Genomic DNA, 16,570 nt, shown 5'->3' with positions numbered 1-16,570 from the left:
CTGGTGCGGTGACGGTCTACACCCCGAGGCGCGCCGCCCGCGTGCTCCTGGTCGACGCGGCGGGCAGGTTGCTGCTCTTCCGTGGTGCCGACCCGGCCCGACCGGAGCACGGCCGCTGGTGGTTCACCGCCGGTGGTGGCCTCGACCCCGGGGAGACCTACGCCGAGGGCGCCGCCCGTGAGTTGGCCGAGGAGACCGGGTTGCGGCTGTCCGTGACCGAGATGGGCGAGCCCGTCCACGCCGACCTGATCGAGTTCACCTTCGACGGGGTGTGGTATCGGCAGGAGCAGCGGTTCTTCGTCGTCCGGGTGGCGGCGCACGAGGTCGACACCGCGGGCTTCAACGAGGTCGAGCGAGGCAGCGTGGACGGCCATCGCTGGTGGTCGGCGGCGGAGCTGGCCGGCACCGACGAGCGGTACTACCCGCAGGACCTGCCGCAGGTGCTGGCCCGGGTGCTCGCCGACGGCCCGGCCCGGACCTCGGGTGCGGCATGCTGACCCCGCCCCGCACCGTGGTGCGCCGCGACGCCGGTCTCTACGCGCTGGAGCGCGCCCTGCAACGACGGGGCTTCCGACACGTCGCCGGTGCCGACGAGGCCGGTCGGGGCGCCTGCGCCGGGCCGCTGGTGGCCGCCGCCGCGATCCTGCCCGAGGGGCGGCGCGGCGAGATCGACGGGTTGGCCGACTCCAAGCTGCTCACCCCGGCCAGCCGGGATCGGGTGTACGACGAGGTCGTCGCGCGTGCCCTGGCGTACGCGGTGGTGGTCGTACCGGCCGAGGAGGTCGACGCCCGGGGGCTGCACGTGTGCAACCTGGCCGCGATGCGGCGGGCGCTCGCCTCACTGACTGTGCGCCCGGAGTACGTGCTGACCGACGGGTTCGGCGTGGACGGTCTGGGCGTGCCGGGCCTGGCGGTGTGGAAGGGCGACCGGGTGGCCGCCTGCGTGGCGGCGGCGAGCGTGCTGGCCAAGGTCACCCGGGACCGGATCATGGTGGAGTTGGACGCGGTGCATCCCGGCTACGGCTTCGCCGAACACAAGGGGTACGTCACCGCGGAGCACAGTGCGGCGTTGCGTGACCGTGGGCCGTGCCCGCAGCACCGGTTCTCGTACGTCAACGTAGCCGCCGCCTCGGGGCGGGACGGTCGGCCGCCACGCTCCCGGCGACCGCTGGGTGCAAGCCCGGACGAGCCGATGGAGCGCTCAGCCGCCGCAGGGGGTACCGTCGGCGTGGCGTTGGGCGAGCAGCCTCGGCCTCCGGCGTCGGTGGGGGAAGATGTGGTCATGGAAGGCGGAGTGCGATGAGCGCGGAAGATCTCGAGAAGTACGAGACCGAGATGGAGCTCCAGCTCTACCGGGAGTACCGCGACATCGTCCGTCAGTTCTCCTACGTGGTGGAGACCGAGCGCCGGTTCTACCTGGCGAACCAGGTCGACCTGCACGTGCGCAACTCCGACGGCGAGGTCTACTTCGAGGTCGAGATGCACGACGCGTGGGTGTGGGACATGTATCGTCCCGCCCGGTTCGTGAAGAACGTTCGTGTGATGACGTTCAAGGACGTCAACGTCGAGGAGCTGGAGAAGCCGGACATCTCCCTCCCCGCCGACTCCGGCTTCGGCGGCTGACCCGCACGTCCCCGCCCGGACGGGCATCGTCGGTGGCCCCCACCGCCGCGATCCGTCCACCATGTCCGGTCAGCGGTCGACCTCATCGGTCGGCCGCCCGGTGAACTCGAACATCGTCACCCCGCCCGGCACCGGTCGCGGCGTACGCGTCGGTGCGACTGCCCGCAGTGGTCCGGGCCGCGCCCCGTCCAGCGCCGCGACGAGGCGGGTCCGCACCTCCGTCACCCGTCGGGACAACGACGAGGCGGGGTCGGTGTACCGGTCGTGCCAGGCGTACCAGTCACGTGTCACCCGGTCGAGCCTAGGCGCGGTGCCATAGCAGATCGGCTCCCTCCGGCGCGGCTTGTCCACAGGACGCTCCGCTGTCCACAGGCGAGGCCCGGGGGACGGCGGACAACGATCCGTCGAGTCAGGATCGCCGACATGTCCCTCCGGTCGCTGATCAGACCCGTCCCCTCCGCCGCCCCGGCGTCGCCTGTCTCGGCATGGCCCGCCCTGGTGTGGTCGGCCCTGGTGGCCCGTGCATCGGCGTGGCCCGCCCTGCTGCGGTCCGGATCGGTGGCTGTCCCGGGCGGGCGCGTATCGCCGTGGGGTGGCGAGGTTGTGCCATCTCTTGCCGCGCGTGCGCGCCTGACGGTCACTCCGTGTCCCCTTGCGTGCCGGTGTGCCGTCGTCCCGCCCGCCGATGCGGCACGCCTGCGATCGGCGGCCCGCAGAGGCGGTAGGCGGGGCGTGCTGCTCGCCGGTCCCGTCGCGCTGCTGCCGGTCCTGGCATCGCCGGCGGTCGCGGTCATGCCGCACACCGGTCCGGTGCGAACCGGGCGTGCGGCCGTCCAGCCCGCTGTCGCGCCGCGTCCGGACGTGCCGCTTGCGACTGCTGCATCGCCCTCGCCCGCACCAGCCGCCTCGTTCCCGGTCGTGCCGTTGCGAGTCGCTCCGGAGCGGTCGGTGGAGGTCGAGCGGTTCAGGTGGCCGGTCGACGGCCGGCCGCATCCGGTCCGTCGGTTCGATCCGCCACCCCGACCGTGGCTGCCCGGTCATCGCGGAGTCGACCTGCTCGTCCCGGCCGGGACGACGATCCGGTCCGCCGGCACCGGCACGGTCCTGTTCGCCGGCATGGTCGCCGGCCGTCCGGTGCTCTCCGTCGGGCACCCGGACGGCCTGCGCACCACCTACGAGCCGGTCCAGCCGGACGTCACGGTCGGCACGTCGGTGTCGGCGGGCACCGCGCTGGGCACCCTGCTGCCGGGCCACGCCGGCTGCCCCGAGGCGGCCTGCCTGCACTGGGGTCTGCGCCGGGGAGACGACTACCTCGATCCGCTGGCGCTGCTGGGTCTCGGCCGATCCCGGCTGCTGCCGCTCGACCCGGACCCGACCGTGTCCCACTCCCCGACGATCCGGGACGAGGGGCGGCGCAGCGGCGGGACGTGGTCAGCGTTGGGCGAGCAGGGCGGGCAGGCGGACGGCGAGCCGCTCGTACTCGTCCGGCGAGTTGTACACCTGACCGCAGAGTCGCAGCAGTCCCCGTCCGCCGAAGGTCATGACCGCCACCTGGGTGGCGAGCCGCTCGAAGATCCGGGCCTGCAACGCCCGCGCCGCGTCGAGGTTCGTGGCGAGGCCCGCCGGCAACGGGACGATCCGCATGGCGACGGTCGGTCCGCCGGGATCGAGCAGCTCGGCCGGCGGCACCGCCAGCGCGTCCCCGACCACCCGCTGCCCGTACGCGGCCAGTGCGGCGTTGTGTGCGCGTACCCGGTCCACGTCGAGGCTGCGCAGCGTGTAGAGCCCGGCCGGTGCGCTGAGCCACGCCGTGTAGTCCGCCGTCCCCTGCCACTCCAACCGGCCGGGGAAGCCCGACTCCTGCTCCCAGGAGACCACCAGCGGCTCGATCCGGTCCCGCCAGTCCGGTGACACCACGAGCACCGCGGTGCCGCGTGGCGCGTACCCCCACTTGTGCAGGTTGCCGACCCAGAAGTCGGCACCGATGCTCTGCACCGACGCGGCCAGCATGCCCGGTGCGTGGGCGGCGTCGACCAGCACCGGTACGCCCTGCTCCCGCGCGATCCCGACGATCGCGGCGACCGGGAACAGCCGGGCCGTGGCCGAGGTGACCTGGTCCACCACCAGCAGCCGGGTACGCCCCGGACGCAGCCCGGACCGGACGATCTGCAGGATCTCCTCGTCGGTGGCGGCCAGCGGCACCCGCAGCACACGGTGGGTCACCCCGCTCCGGCGGCATTCCCGCTGCACCGACAGGGTGACTGCGCCGTAGCCGTGGTCGGTGGTGACCACCTCGTCGCCGTCGCGCAGCCCGAGTGACTGGAGCACCACCGCCACGCCGGTGGTGGCGTTCGGGGTCAGCGCGGTGCCGTCCGGGTCGGCACCGAGGAAACCCGCCAGGTGCCGGCGGGTGTGCGCGATCCGGTCGGCCAGTCCCTGCACGAAGAAGCGCAGCGGGTCGGACTCCATCTCGTCGCGCAACCGCTGCTGGGCCCGTTGCGCGACGATCGGCACCGCCCCGAACGAACCGTGGTTGAGGTGACTGGTCGCCGGATCGAGGGAGAAGAGCAGACGGGCGCCCGAGATCGACTCGGGCGGCGGCGGGACGCTCACCTGATGATCGTAACCGCTGACCGGCGTCGCCCGGCCCGCTCCGGTCAGGCGCGGGGGTGGGCCTGCCGGTAGGCCGCGCGCAGCCGCTCCACCGAGACGTGGGTGTAGACCTGGGTGCTGGCCAGCGACGAGTGCCCCAGCAACTCCTGCACTGCCCGCAGGTCCGCGCCACCTTCGAGCAGGTGGGTGGCGGCCGAGTGGCGCAGTGCGTGCGGACTGGTCGGGGGCAGGTCGACGGCGTCGGCGTACCCGGCGACGATCCGGCGGGCGGTCGTCGGGTTCAGGCGCCCGCCCCGAGCACCGAGCAGCAGCGCGTCGCGCGAATCCGGGACTGCCAGCACCGTCCGCCCGTGCCGCAGCCAGTCGTCGAGGGCACGCTGGGCGGGCAGCCCGTACGGCACGGTCCGTTCCCGACCACCCTTGCCGAGGACCCGTACCACCCGCCGGGCGTGGTCGACGTCGGCCACGTCGAGTCCGCACGCCTCGCTGATCCGTACCCCCGTGCCGTAGAGCAACTCCAGCAGCACCCGGTCCCGCAGCCGCACCGCCTCGGCGGCCGGGTCCGGCTCGCCGGGGCCGTCGGCGGGCGGGCGGTGTCCCCGATCCGTCCGCCCGACGTCGGTGTCGGCGGCCTCTGGCACGGCATCGGTGTCGCTGGTCTCCAACGCGGCACCGTGGCCGGCGGTTTCCGGCGCGGTGCCGTGGCCGGTGGCCTTCGACGTGGTGCCGGGGGCGGGGGCGGTGACGCGGGTCGGTGCCTCGACGAGCTGGGCGGCCTGGTCGACGCGGAGCACCGTGGGCAGGGTCCGCTGCGCGCGGGGACTGGCCAGGGTGGCGGCCACGTCGGTGGGCAGCAGCCCCTCCCGGTGCGCCCAGGCACTGAAGGTCCGCGCCGCCGCCGCACGCCGGGCCATCGAGGTGCGGGCCGCGCCCGTCGTGCGTTGCCGGGCCAGCCAGCTACGCACCGTGTCCAAGGTCAACTCGGCGACCTGGGTGCAGCCCATCCGTCGGGCATGCTCCAGCAGGGACACCAGATCCGCGACGTAGGCCCGCACGGTGTGCGCCGACCGGTTGCGGACCGAGGCGAGGTGGCGGGCGAAGTCGTCCACCGCGTCACGCAGCGGCTCCGGAAGCGCCGTGTGCACCGCCCGGGTGCCGCGGACGTCCCGGCCCTGCCCGCCCGTACCCCGCACGGCTGCCAGCGTACGATGGCTCGGCACGGCCCGCGACCAGGCCGACCCGGCGGGACGCTCGCGTCGGGTGGGGACGGCCTCGCCGGCTCACCGGGACCGTGGCGGCGTCCGGCCAGCCGGGTGAGCCAGGGCGTACCCGTCCTCGCGTCGCACCACGAGGGACAGCTCCACAAGCATCGGCAACGTCCGCAGCACCGTGCGGACGGCCAGACCGGCCCTCGCGGCGATGTCGTCCACGCCGACGGTGCCGCGTCGGGGCAGTGCCTCCAGGATCGACCTGGCGTCGTCGTCGAGCGCGTCGGCGGGGTGCTCCGGACCGCGCGGCACCGGCGCCAGGTCACCGATCGGGCCCACCTCCTCCAGCACCTGGGCCAACCCGGTCACCAGCCGGGCCGCCGGATCCTCCCGCAGGATCTCGTGCGCGCCGACCGACATCGCCGAGGTGACCGGTCCGGGCACCACCATCGCGCGCCTGTTCAGGGCGAGCGCGCGCCGGGTGGTCTGGGTCGCACCGCTGCGCGCCGCCGCCTCCACCAGCACGGTGCCCCGGGTGGCCGCGGCGATCACCCGGTTACGGATGAGGAAGCGCGGACGCAACGGTTCGGCCCCCGGCGGCCACTCGCTCACCAGCAGGCCGGTCTCGGCGATCCCGTCGAACAGCGCCGTGTTGCCCAGCGGGTACGGCCGGTCCACCCCGCACGCGAGCACCGCGACGGTCAACCCGCCGGCATTCAGGGCGCCCCGGTGCGCGGCGGCGTCGATGCCGTACGCGCCGCCGGAGACCACCGTCCACTCCCGGTCGGCCAGCCCGTAGGCGAGGTCGGTGGCGACGTGCATGCCGTACGGCGTGGCCGCCCGTGCCCCCACCACCGCCACCGACCGCTCCAACGTCTCGTCCAGCCGCCACCCGCCGCGTACCCAGAAGCAGAGCGGCGGATCCGTCTCGATGTCGACCCGACGCTGCTTGCCGGGCAGCTCCAGCCGGAGATGGCGCAACTGTTCGACGGTCGTCGGCCACTCGTCGTCGTCGGGCGTGACCAGGCGGGCACCGAGCCGGTCGGTGCGGTGCAGCGCCTCGGCGGCGACGGCCCGGGGATCACCGGCCCGGGTCCGCGCGGCCACGGCGTCCCGCAGGCCCTCCTGCGGTGCCCCGCCGTCGAGCAACAGGTCCAGTGCGGCCACCGGCCCGATCTCGGCGACCAACCGGTAGACCGAGCGGGTGCCCGGTTCGGCCAGCCAGGTTAGCGCCACCCGCGCCAGCCGCGACTCCTCGTGCGTGTTCACGTGCCCTCTCCCGTCCTGAGTGTGATGGCCTCGGCGATGTCCTTCCGGTCCGGCTGGGCCCGCCCGTCCAGGTCGGCGATCGTCCAGGCGAGCCGGATGACCCGGTCGAAGCCCCGGGCGGACAGCGACCCGGAGTCCAGTCGTGCGCGCAGGTCGGCGGTGACCGGGTTGGGCAGCCGCCACGGTGCGCGGCGCAGGGCCGGCCCGGGTATCTCCGAGTTGAGTCGACGCCCCACCGCCGCCCACCGTCCGGCTGCGGCCTGCCGTGCGGCGGCGACCCGCGCGGCGACGACCGCCGAGGACTCGTGCGCGGCCGGTTCCATCAGCTCGGCCGCCCGCATCGGTGGCAGGCGCACCTGGAGGTCGATCCGGTCGAGCAGCGGACCGGAGAGCCGGGCGAGGTAGCGGCGGCGGGCCACCGGCGCGCACTCGCACCGGTCGTCGCCGGCCGGGTTCGCACACGGGCAGGGATTGGCGGCCAGCACCAGTTGGGCCCGGGCCGGATACTCGGCACCGCCCCGGCTGCGGGTCAGCAACACCCGACCGTGCTCCAGCGGCTGGCGCAGCGCCTCCAGCGCCGGCTTGCTGAACTCGGGTGCCTCGTCGAGGAAGAGCACCCCACGGTGGGCGAGGGAGATCGCGCCGGGCCGGGCCAGCCCCGCGCCGCCACCGACGATGGAGGGCACGGTGGCGGTGTGATGCGGGGCCTGGAACGGTGGCCGACGGATCAGCCGCCCGCCGGTCGGCAGCAGACCCGCGACCGAGTGCAGCGCGGTCACCTCCAACGCGGCGTCGTCGTCCAGCGTGGGCAGGATCGACGGCAGGCGTTCGGCCAGCATGGTCTTGCCGGCGCCGGGCGGCCCGATCAAGGCCAGATGGTGTCCACCGGCGGCGGCCACCTCCAGCGCCCGTCGGCCGAGCCCCTGCCCGGCGACGTCGGCGAGATCCGGGCCGGTGACCGTCTCCGGTGCGTCGTCGGCCGGCGGTTCGATCAGTGGTCGGCCGTCGCGGACGAAAGAGACCAGCCGGTGCAGGCTGTCCACCCCCCGCACGCGCAGGCCGGGCACCACGGCGGCCTCGGCCGCGTTGCCCGCCGGCACGATCACCCGGTCGACACCGGCCCGGGCCGCCGCGGCCACCATCGGCAGGACGCCCCGGACCGGGCGTACCGTGCCGTCGAGACCCAGCTCGCCGAGGATCGCCACGCCGTGAAGCGGCAGCAGCGGCAGTTCGCCGGAGCCGCCGAGCAGCGCCACCGCGATCGCCAGGTCGAACGCCGAGCCGAACTTGGGCAGGGTGGCCGGCAGCAGGTTCAGGGTGATCCGCCGGTTGGGCCAGCGCTGGCCGGAGTTCACCACTGCGGCCCGGACCCGGTCACGCGCCTCGTGCAGTGCGGTGTCGGGCAACCCGGAGATGACCACTCCGGGCAGGCCCGGTGCGAGATCCGCCTCCACCTCCACCAGGTGTCCCGTCACCCCGACCAGGCCGACGCAGAGCACCCGGGCGTAGCTCATCGCAGACCCACCGGAGACGTGCGCGCCATCAGAAGGCGCCCTTGAGGTGTTCGACCCGGGCCCGGCCGGCTGCGGGCAGCCGGACCGAGAGGACGTCGAAGCGGATCTCGTCGGCGGTGGTGCCGGTGCTCGCGAGCCAGGCGGCGGCGAGCCGGCGCAGGCGACGAGCCTTCTTCGCCACCACGGCCTCGGCGGGACTGCCGAAGCGGGTGGTACGGCGCGTCTTCACCTCGCAGAAGGCGAGTACCGGCCCGTCCCAGGCGATGATGTCGATCTCTCCGGAGGGGCAGCGCCAGTTCCGCTCCACCGGCCGTAGGCCCGTCTCGATCAGGTGCCGGACGGCGCACCGTTCCCCGTAGCCGCCGACCGCCTGGTTCCGCTTGGTCATGCCGGCACCCTGCGCCGGTACGTGCTGCCGGGGCGACCCCGTCGCCGCGGCCTGTGGACAACCGAGGGGGCTGTGGACGACCAGACGATCATGCCTTTCGTGTGCTAGGCGTGCGCTAATCCACGAATCCGGCCGTTACTCTGCGTACCTGGTCGAAATGGCACATGGCCTCTGGCCAGGCGCGGGACGGGAATGGCGTACACCCGGCCGGTCGCATACGGTGCCGACGTGGACGGACGACGCAGCTTTGCCGACGACCAGGAGTCGCGCTGGTACCCGGGTGAACGCGACCGCGGCTACGGCGACCCGGATTGGCGCGGTACCTCGGAGTCGCGGTACCGCGACGACGATCCCCTGACCGCTCCCGAGCAGCGGGCGGACGACGACGACCGGTACGGCTCACCGCGCCGCTTCGGCACCCCTGACCCGCTCGGCGACGCCCCGGCCGAGACCGAGCGTTACCGGGCGTCACGCTTCCGGCGGCCGGACGCCGCCGTCGACCCGGAGATCTCCGGTGAACTGCCGTCCGACCGTCCCGGTCGCCGGGCCGCCCGGGAGGCGACGCCGACCTCCGGCGGAGCGTTGCCGGTGACCGACCCGACCCGGCCGGCACCGCTTGGCGGGTACCCGATCGTGGAGGCCAAGCGGTCGGCCGAGACGGCGAACCCGTTGGAGATGCCGACCGGGCCGATGCCCCCGGTGGCGGCCCGGACGGACCTGCCGAACACCGAGCACCCCTACCCGATCGGCGGTGCCGCCGAGTCGCTGGCCGACCCGGCCGCCGCACACCAGACCGTCGGTACGGGCACCAACTCGCCGCCTGGCGGCACGGGCACCGGCTTCCCCGCCGGTGGTGCGGGGTCCGCGTACCCCGCCGGTGGTGCGGGGTCCGCGTACCCCGCCGGTGGTGCGGGGTCCGGTTTCCCGGGCGGCGGTGCGGAGTCCGCGTACCCGGTCGACTCCGCCACCGCCGGCTACCAGGCGCTGGCGACGCAGCCGGGGCTGCCGGCCGGTGACGGTGTCTACCGTTCGCGTCGTCCGGTGCTCGCGGTGCTGTTCGCCGTGCTGGTGGCGGTCTTCGAGGTGCCCGCCCTGCTGGTGCTGCTGCACGGCGTCACCGCCGATCCGGTCTCCGCCGCCGACGTGCTGACCGGCATGGTGCTGATGATCGGCCTGCCGATCTTCGCGGCCGGCCTCTACGGGCTGCGGACCACCGGCTTCTCGCTGAGCGACGGGGCGCGGGGCTGGCTGCGTCCGCCCACCGCCTACCTGACCGTCGGCCTGGCGCTCTTCCTCACCGCCGCGCTGGCCGCCGCCTGACGGGTGCGGGGAGGGGTGTAAGGACGGGTGTAAGGAGGGGGCCCTTCCTATACCGGAGGCGTTAGCAGGGGGCCCTTCCTTGCACCCGGGCGTGGCGGGGTGGGGAGGGCGCGTACACTGGGCGACTGGCGACCGCCTCGCGCGGTCGACCTCGCGTGCCCTCTCCACGAATCGTCGTGGGGCGACGGCCTCCCTGGTCCCGACCGTGTCGGGCCCGTCATGGCCGGCGACCGGGCGCCAGGATGCCCGACCGCCGGTCGGGCGGAACAACCAGGGACCGCAAGGAGTGCGAACCATGGCCGTCGTGACCATGCGTCAGCTGCTGGAGAGTGGTGTTCACTTCGGGCACCAGACCCGGCGCTGGAACCCGAAGATGAAGCGCTTCATCTTCACCGAGCGTAACGGCATCTACATCATCGACCTGCGTCAGACCCTCGACTACATCGAGAAGGCGTACGAGTTCGTGCGCAACACGGTGGCCGAGGGCGGCAGCATCCTCTTCGTCGGCACCAAGAAGCAGGCCCAGGAGGCGATCTCCGAGCAGGCGACGCGGGTCGGCCAGCCGTACGTGAACCACCGCTGGCTCGGCGGCATGCTGACCAACTTCCAGACGGTGTACAAGCGGCTGCAGCGGATGAAGGAGCTGGAGGCCCTCGGTGACCTCAGCGGCACCGCCGCCGGCTACACCAAGAAGGAGACCCTGCAGCTCTCCCGCGAGAAGATCAAGCTGACCCGCACCCTGGGTGGTCTCCGGGACATGCAGAAGCTCCCGGCCGCGGTCTGGGTGGTCGACACCAAGAAGGAGCACATCGCCGTCGACGAGGCCCGCAAGCTGGGCATCCCGGTGATCGCCGTGCTCGACACCAACTGCGACCCGGACGAGGTCGACTTCCCGATCCCGGGCAACGACGACGCGATCCGCTCGGCCGAGCTGCTGACCAAGGTCGTCGCCGCCGCCGTCGCCGACGGTCTGATCGCCCGCTCCGGTCGTCGCCGGGGCGGCGACGAGAAGCCGGAGGCCGGCGTGGCCACCGACGAGCCGTTGGCCGAGTGGGAGCGTGAGCTGCTCGAGGAGCCGAAGAAGGCCGACGAGCCGCAGGCGGCTGCCGAGCCGCAGCAGCCCGCCGAGCAGCCGGCCGCCGTCGCCGGTCAGTGACCGCACCGCCGCCGGCCACCGTTCGTCCCTGACGGCGGTGGCCGGCGGCGGGCAGACCGGGCACGAACCTCTCGGAACCGGGTAATCGTCACCTCAGTCCATTTCACCCGCAGTCCCAACACCGAAGAGAGAGCCATGTCCCAGATCACCGCGGCGGACGTCAAGAAGCTCCGCGACCTGACCGGCGCCGGCATGATGGACAGCAAGAAGGCCCTGACCGAGGCCGAGGGCGACTTCGACAAGGCCGTCGAGATCCTGCGCGTCAAGGGCGCCAAGGACGTCGGCAAGCGGGCCGGTCGGACGGCCGCGAACGGCCTCATCGCCCACTCCGGTCAGGCCCTGCTGGAGCTGAACTGCGAGACCGACTTCGTCGCCAAGAACGACGCCTTCATCGCGCTCGCCCAGCAGTTGGTCGAGCACGGTGAGCGTTCCGGCGCGAGCAACGCCGAGGAACTGCTGGCCAGCGAGATCGACGGCCGCTCGGTCGCCGACCTGGTCCAGGAGCAGTCCGCCAAGATCGGCGAGAAGCTGGTGCTGAACCGCTTCGCCAAGCTGGACGGCACGGTCGCGGTCTACCTGCACCGCAAGGCCCAGGACCTGCCTCCGGCGGTGGGCGTGCTGGTGCAGTACGCCGGCAAGGCCGACGAGGCCGGCGACGCCGACGCCCGTGGCGCCGCCATGCAGATCGCCGCGATGCGCCCGCAGTACCTCACCCGGGACGAGGTGCCGGCCGAGGTCGTCGAGTCCGAGCGGCGCATCGCCGAGCAGACCGCCCGCGAGGAGAACAAGCCCGAGGCCGCGCTGCCGAAGATCGTCGAGGGGCGGGTCAACTCCTTCTTCAAGGACTTCGTGCTGCTGGAGCAGTCGTCGGTCACCGACAACAAGAAGACGGTGAAGCAGGTGCTGGCCGAGGCCGGCATCGAGATCACCCGCTTCGTGCGGTTCGAGGTCGGCCAGTCCTGACCTCCGGCCGGGCGTACGCGCCCGGGCTGGGCAACGACACGACGAGGAGGCCGCCGGTGTACGCGAGACACACCGCGGTCTCCTCGTCCCATAAGGTCGGCAACGGCAGATGTGCGCACCCGGGCGCGGCAGTGGGGGAAGGACGGGCGGATGACGCAGGTTGTGAGTGACCCGACGCTGGCGGTGGAAGACCCGACGGCACCGCCGCCCGGTCGGGCCCGCCGGGTGGTGCTGAAGCTCTCCGGCGAGGTTTTCGGCGGCGGCGAGATCGGGGTGGACCCGGACGTGGTCCAGGCCATCGCCCGGCAGATCGCCACCGTGGTCCGCCGCGGTGTGCAGGTCTCGGTGGTGGTCGGTGGCGGCAACTTCTTCCGCGGCGCGGAGTTGCAGAAGCGCGGCATGGACCGTGCTCGGGCCGACTACATGGGCATGCTCGGCACCGTGATGAACTGCCTCGCGTTGCAGGACTTCCTGGAGAAGGAGGGCATCGAGACCCGCGTGCAGAGCGCGATCACGATGGCGCAGGTGGCCGAGCCGTACATTCCGCTGCGGGCGATCCGGCACCTGGAGAAGGGCCGCGTGGTCATCTTCGGCGCCGGAGCGGGCATGCCGTACTTCTCCACCGACACGACCGCCGCGCAGCGTGCGCTGGAGATCCACGCGGACGTGGTGCTGATGAGCAAGAACGGGGTGGACGGCGTCTACAGCGCCGACCCCCGGATCGATCCGACCGCCAGCAAGTTCGACGCGATCACCTTCTCCGAGGTGCTGCGCCGCAACCTGCGGGTCGCCGACGCGGCTGCCTTCAGCCTCTGCATGGAGAACGGACTACCGATGCTGGTCTTCGGCGCGCAGGGCGACGACACCATCGTCCGCGCGGTGGGCGGGGACAAGATCGGCACGCTGATCACCACCTGACCCGACCGTCGACGGTGACCTCGGCGGTCCGTCCCGGTGACCCGACAAGCCCACGACGAGCACAAGAAGGAGGCGAGGAGAGCGGTGATCGACGACACCCTCCTCGAGGCCGAGGAGAAGATGGAGCGTGCGGTCGAGCACGCCAAGGAGGAGTTCGGTGCCATCCGCACCGGTCGCGCCACTCCGGCCATGTTCTCCAAGATCATCATCGACTACTACGGCAGCCCCACGCCGCTGACCCAGATGGCGTCCGTGGGCGTTCCCGAGCCACGCATGGCCATCATCAAGCCGTACGACAACTCGCAGATCAACGCCATGGAGAAGGCGATCCGCGACTCGGACCTCGGGGTGAACCCGAACAACGAGGGCAACCAGCTTCGCATCCTGCTCCCGCAGATGACCGAGGAGCGCCGCCGCGACATGATCAAGGTCGCCCGGAACAAGGGCGAGGAGGCGAAGATCGCCATCCGCAACATCCGTCGCAAGGGCAAGGAAGAGCTGGACCGGCTCGTCAAGGACGGCGAGGTCGGCGAGGACGACGGCCGTCGCGCGGAGAAGGAGCTGGACGACGTGACCCAGCGCTACGTGGCACACGTCGACGAGTTGGTCAAGCACAAGGAAGCCGAGCTGCTGGAGGTCTGATCCGCAGCCGCCTCCGGCTCGTACGCCCGGCCTCGTCGATCGTGGGGTCGTCGCCATCCGGCCCTCCGACCGGTACGACAAGCTCATGATCGACGAGGCGGCCGGTGGGTACTGGTGCGTCCTGCGGAGCCTCCCGGTGCAGTAGGCTCGGCACGATTCCCGGCGACCCGGGGGTGAACGGTGGAGATCAACCGGCTTACCGGCCGGCGAATCAGACGGAGCGCCTCGCGCGGGTAGGGGATGGTAGTGGCTGTGCGTCAAGTGGTGGATCTCGTACCGCTGTCGTCCGGTGCGTGATGTCCCACCTCGACCCCTACGGTGGCGCCGAGGCCCGCGGCTGGGACAGCCCCGATCGGCCGACCTCGTTGCCCTGGCCCGATCCGGATCTCGAACCCGGCCCCTGGTCGCGCGGCCCGCGCCCCGGAGCTGAACTCTCCGCCGAGCCGCGCACCCGCCCGCGCCCGCCGGCCGACAACCCGTACGCCCGGCCCGTCGAGGACCGGGGCCCGGCCGGGACCGGGTTCGCCGGCCGACCCGAGCCGTACGACGACCGTGACGTCCCCGGCCGGTACGACGAGTCGGCCGACCCGTACGACGACCCGGACCACGCGCGTGACGGTTCCCCTCGCCGGGCCGACGGGAACGGACGCCGCGACCTGGAGCACGAGGACGCGCCGACGACCCAGCTCGCACCGGTACGCCTCGGCGACGGTCCGGCGCACGACGACGCGCCGACCACGCAGCTCGCCCCGGTGCCGGCCGACGAGGCACCGGAACCCGACGCGGACCCGGCGCAGGCCCGACGCCACCGGGGGCGGCGGCGAGCCGGCGCCGGCCGTCCGGCGAGCCAGCAGACGCCGAGCCGCGCCGGCCGGAACCTGCCGGCCGCGATCACCGTCGGGGTCTGCCTCGGCGCCGCCGTCCTGTTGCCGCTGTTCCTCTACACCCCGGCGTTCCTGCTGCTGATCGCGGCGGCCTACGGCGTGGGCATCTGGGAGATGTCCCGGGCGGTACGCCGTGGCGGCGCCCGGGTCCCGCTGGTCCCGATGATCGCCGGTGGCGTGCTCACCGTCACCCTGGCCTGGTTCGCCGGCCTGGACGCGCTCCTGCTCGGCCTGCTGGTCACGCTCGCCGGCACCCTGGTCTGGCGGCTCGGTGACGGCGTCGGCGGTCTCCGGCGGGACATGACCGCGGCCACCCTGATCGCGGTGTACGTGCCGTTCCTCGGCGGCTTCGCCGCGCTGCTGGCCTCCTCGCCCGGGGACGGCCCGCTGCGGGTGCTGGTGACCCTGGTCGCCGTGGTGCTCTCCGACACCGGCGGGTATGCCGCCGGCGCCAACTTCGGCAAGCACCCGATGGCACCCACGATCAGCCCGAAGAAGTCCTGGGAGGGCCTGGTCGGCTCGTTGGGTGCCGCGGCCCTGGGCAGCGCCGTGCTGCTCTGGCTGCTGTTCGACGTGGCTCCCTGGTGGGGTGCGGTGTTCGGGATGGCGATCTCGGTGGCGGCGGTCGTCGGTGACCTCGCCGAGTCCATGATCAAGCGGGATCTGGGCGTGAAGGACATGAGCAACCTGCTGCCCGGGCACGGTGGTCTGATGGACCGGCTCGACTCGGTCCTGTTCGCGGTGCCGACCGCGTACCTGCTGCTCGTGGTCTTCGTGCCGGCGGTGAACTGAGGCATGGACCAGGCCGGCGTGCCCGGGTCGCGCAGGGGGTCGCAGCGGATGCGCTGCCTCCGGACGGGTGCGTTCCTCGGCGGGCGTGCCAGACTGGACGGGCCATGACGAGTCTGCCCCTGATCCCGGTCGACCCGGACGCGCCCGGCGCGCGCCGGGCGGCGATGCCCCCGACACACCTCGCCGACCTCGACCTGACCGGTCGCAAGGAGTTGGTGACGGAGCTGGGTGAGCCGGCGTTCCGCGCTCGCCAGATCTCCACCCACTACTTCGGTCGCCTGGTGCGTGACCCGGCACTGATGACCGACCTGCCGGCGGCGTCCCGTGACCGGCTGGCCGACCGGCTGCTGCCCCGGCTGCTCGACCCGGTGCGCGAGATGGCCTGCGACGACGGGGCGACCCGGAAGGCGCTCTGGCGGCTGCACGACGGCTCGCTGGTGGAGAGCGTGCTGATGGGCTACCCGGACCGGGTCACCGTCTGCATCTCCAGCCAGGCCGGGTGCGGTATGGCCTGCCCGTTCTGCGCCACCGGCCAGGCCGGGCTGACCCGCAACCTGTCCACCGCCGAGATCGTCGACCAGGCGGTGTACCTGGCCGGGGTGGCGGCCTCCGGCGCGGTCGCCGGGTCACCGCCGAGGCTCTCGCACGTGGTGTTCATGGGCATGGGGGAGCCGCTGGCGAACTACAACCGGGTGATCGCGGCGATCCGTCGACTGGTCGCGCCGGCTCCCGAGGGTCTCGGCCTGTCGCAGCGTCACATCACCGTCTCCACGGTCGGCCTGGTGCCGGCCATCAACCGGCTGGCCAGCGAAGACCTGTCGGTGACCCTTGCGTTGTCGCTGCATGCGCCCGATGATGAGCTTCGCGACGAACTCGTGCCGGTCAACCAGCGCTGGAAGGTGTCCGAGGTGCTGGCGGCGGCCTGGGCCTACGCGGCCCGGACAGGGCGTCGTGTGTCGATCGAATACGCGATGATCAAGGACGTGAACGACCAGCCGTGGCGAGCGGACCTGCTCGGGCGGTTGCTGGCCGGCAAGCTGGCCCACGTGAACCTGATTCCGCTCAACCCGACTCCGGGCAGCCGCTGGGACGCCAGCCCGAAGCCGGTCGAGCGGGAGTTCGTCCGGCGGTTGCGCGACGCCGGGGTGTCCACCACGGTGCGGGACACCCGAGGTCGCGAGATCGACGGGGCGTGTGGGCAGTTGGCTGCCGCTGAGGACAGGGGCACCGACCCGGCCGGGGAGATGTCAGCGTGACCGGGCGTGGCGAACGAGACCAGG

The 16,570-nt window shown here is 72.9% G+C and carries 16 protein-coding genes and 1 pseudogene; 11 read left to right on the top strand and 6 right to left on the bottom strand.

Annotation, left to right across the window (positions count from 1 at the left end):
* Positions 1 to 8 precede the first annotated feature (8 nt).
* From ACIBMZ_RS07440 to ACIBMZ_RS07430, 3 genes are read left to right on the top strand one after another with little or no spacing between them, the layout of a single operon-like run.
* Positions 9 to 497 (top strand): NUDIX hydrolase, encoded by a 489-nt coding sequence (locus ACIBMZ_RS07440; RefSeq protein ID WP_396691719.1) that lies wholly within the window; start codon positions 9 to 11, stop codon positions 495 to 497.
* A complete protein-coding gene (locus ACIBMZ_RS07435; RefSeq protein WP_396691718.1) occupies positions 491 to 1,303 on the top strand; it encodes a ribonuclease HII in 813 nt (270 codons plus the stop codon). Before ACIBMZ_RS07440 ends, ACIBMZ_RS07435 begins: the two co-directional genes overlap by 7 nt.
* On the top strand, positions 1,300 to 1,623 hold the full coding sequence (locus ACIBMZ_RS07430) for a DUF2469 domain-containing protein (protein ID WP_007075222.1): 324 nt from the start codon (positions 1,300 to 1,302) through the stop codon (positions 1,621 to 1,623). The genes ACIBMZ_RS07435 and ACIBMZ_RS07430 overlap by 4 nt, the downstream gene beginning before the upstream one ends.
* Before the next feature lie 69 nt (positions 1,624 to 1,692).
* On the opposite strand, the gene ACIBMZ_RS07425 is transcribed toward ACIBMZ_RS07430, so the two are convergent.
* Positions 1,693 to 1,914 (bottom strand): hypothetical protein, encoded by a 222-nt coding sequence (locus ACIBMZ_RS07425; RefSeq protein ID WP_396691717.1) that lies wholly within the window; start codon positions 1,912 to 1,914, stop codon positions 1,693 to 1,695.
* A gap of 501 nt (positions 1,915 to 2,415) precedes the next feature.
* Here ACIBMZ_RS07425 and ACIBMZ_RS07420 point away from each other — a divergent pair.
* A pseudogene (locus tag ACIBMZ_RS07420) lies at positions 2,416 to 2,988 on the top strand (M23 family metallopeptidase); the annotation flags it as partial.
* Between the two features lie 66 nt (positions 2,989 to 3,054).
* Here ACIBMZ_RS07420 and ACIBMZ_RS07415 read toward each other — a convergent pair.
* The 5 genes from ACIBMZ_RS07415 to ACIBMZ_RS07395 form a co-directional block, all read right to left on the bottom strand.
* A complete protein-coding gene (locus tag ACIBMZ_RS07415) occupies positions 3,055 to 4,236 on the bottom strand; it encodes an aminotransferase class V-fold PLP-dependent enzyme (protein WP_396691716.1) in 1,182 nt (393 codons plus the stop codon).
* Positions 4,237 to 4,280: 44 nt separating this feature from the next.
* A complete protein-coding gene (locus ACIBMZ_RS07410; protein WP_396691715.1) occupies positions 4,281 to 5,429 on the bottom strand; it encodes a tyrosine recombinase XerC in 1,149 nt (382 codons plus the stop codon).
* A gap of 87 nt (positions 5,430 to 5,516) precedes the next feature.
* On the bottom strand, positions 5,517 to 6,713 hold the full coding sequence (gene dprA, locus ACIBMZ_RS07405) for a DNA-processing protein DprA (RefSeq protein ID WP_396691714.1): 1,197 nt from the start codon (positions 6,711 to 6,713) through the stop codon (positions 5,517 to 5,519).
* Positions 6,710 to 8,227: a YifB family Mg chelatase-like AAA ATPase gene (locus ACIBMZ_RS07400; RefSeq protein ID WP_396691713.1), complete on the bottom strand. Its 1,518-nt coding sequence runs from the start codon at positions 8,225 to 8,227 to the stop codon at positions 6,710 to 6,712. The genes dprA and ACIBMZ_RS07400 overlap by 4 nt, the downstream gene beginning before the upstream one ends.
* Positions 8,228 to 8,255: 28 nt before the next feature.
* The gene (locus ACIBMZ_RS07395; protein WP_396691712.1) at positions 8,256 to 8,615 is read right to left on the bottom strand and encodes a YraN family protein; all 360 of its coding nucleotides are present in this window, start codon (positions 8,613 to 8,615) and stop codon (positions 8,256 to 8,258) included.
* Positions 8,616 to 8,843: 228 nt separating this feature from the next.
* Between ACIBMZ_RS07395 and ACIBMZ_RS07390 the strand changes: the two genes are divergently transcribed.
* From ACIBMZ_RS07390 to rlmN, 7 genes are all read left to right on the top strand, one after another.
* Positions 8,844 to 9,935, top strand: a complete 1,092-nt coding sequence (locus ACIBMZ_RS07390; RefSeq protein WP_396691711.1) for a hypothetical protein — start codon at positions 8,844 to 8,846, stop codon at positions 9,933 to 9,935.
* A 295-nt stretch (positions 9,936 to 10,230) separates the two neighbouring features.
* A complete protein-coding gene (rpsB, locus tag ACIBMZ_RS07385) occupies positions 10,231 to 11,091 on the top strand; it encodes a 30S ribosomal protein S2 (RefSeq protein ID WP_396691710.1) in 861 nt (286 codons plus the stop codon).
* 135 nt (positions 11,092 to 11,226) lie between these two features.
* Entirely contained in the window at positions 11,227 to 12,054 is an 828-nt protein-coding gene (tsf, locus tag ACIBMZ_RS07380; RefSeq protein ID WP_396691709.1) for a translation elongation factor Ts, read from the top strand.
* Between the two features lie 150 nt (positions 12,055 to 12,204).
* Entirely contained in the window at positions 12,205 to 12,972 is a 768-nt protein-coding gene (gene pyrH / locus ACIBMZ_RS07375; RefSeq protein WP_396691708.1) for a UMP kinase, read from the top strand.
* A gap of 84 nt (positions 12,973 to 13,056) precedes the next feature.
* Complete coding sequence (gene frr, locus ACIBMZ_RS07370; protein ID WP_131057263.1) at positions 13,057 to 13,614, top strand: ribosome recycling factor; 558 nt, start codon at positions 13,057 to 13,059, stop codon at positions 13,612 to 13,614.
* 296 nt (positions 13,615 to 13,910) lie between these two features.
* On the top strand, positions 13,911 to 15,290 hold the full coding sequence (locus tag ACIBMZ_RS07365; RefSeq protein ID WP_396691707.1) for a phosphatidate cytidylyltransferase: 1,380 nt from the start codon (positions 13,911 to 13,913) through the stop codon (positions 15,288 to 15,290).
* 104 nt (positions 15,291 to 15,394) lie between these two features.
* The gene (rlmN, locus tag ACIBMZ_RS07360) at positions 15,395 to 16,546 is read left to right on the top strand and encodes a 23S rRNA (adenine(2503)-C(2))-methyltransferase RlmN (protein ID WP_396691706.1); all 1,152 of its coding nucleotides are present in this window, start codon (positions 15,395 to 15,397) and stop codon (positions 16,544 to 16,546) included.
* Positions 16,547 to 16,570 lie beyond the last annotated feature (24 nt).

This window comes from Micromonospora sp. NPDC049900 (assembly GCF_044461025.1).
Classification (GTDB): Bacteria; Actinomycetota; Actinomycetes; order Mycobacteriales; family Micromonosporaceae; genus Micromonospora.
The sequence above is the reverse complement of the archived record's forward strand: the minus strand, read 5'-3'. Positions and strand labels throughout refer to the sequence as shown.

What these genes read in the sequence shown, in the direction of transcription:
- rpsB (WP_396691710.1), top strand. Translation starts at nt 10,231, where the DNA reads ATGGCCGTCGTGACCATGCGTCAGCTGCTGGAGAGTGGTGTTCACTTC.
- ACIBMZ_RS07365 (WP_396691707.1), top strand. Translation starts at nt 13,911, where the DNA reads ATGTCCCACCTCGACCCCTACGGTGGCGCCGAGGCCCGCGGCTGGGAC.
- rlmN (WP_396691706.1), top strand. Translation starts at nt 15,395, where the DNA reads ATGACGAGTCTGCCCCTGATCCCGGTCGACCCGGACGCGCCCGGCGCG.
- tsf (WP_396691709.1), top strand. Translation starts at nt 11,227, where the DNA reads ATGTCCCAGATCACCGCGGCGGACGTCAAGAAGCTCCGCGACCTGACC.
- ACIBMZ_RS07395 (WP_396691712.1), bottom strand. Translation starts at nt 8,615, where the DNA reads ATGACCAAGCGGAACCAGGCGGTCGGCGGCTACGGGGAACGGTGCGCC.
- ACIBMZ_RS07435 (WP_396691718.1), top strand. Translation starts at nt 491, where the DNA reads ATGCTGACCCCGCCCCGCACCGTGGTGCGCCGCGACGCCGGTCTCTAC.
- ACIBMZ_RS07430 (WP_007075222.1), top strand. Translation starts at nt 1,300, where the DNA reads ATGAGCGCGGAAGATCTCGAGAAGTACGAGACCGAGATGGAGCTCCAG.
- ACIBMZ_RS07400 (WP_396691713.1), bottom strand. Translation starts at nt 8,227, where the DNA reads ATGAGCTACGCCCGGGTGCTCTGCGTCGGCCTGGTCGGGGTGACGGGA.
- pyrH (WP_396691708.1), top strand. Translation starts at nt 12,205, where the DNA reads ATGACGCAGGTTGTGAGTGACCCGACGCTGGCGGTGGAAGACCCGACG.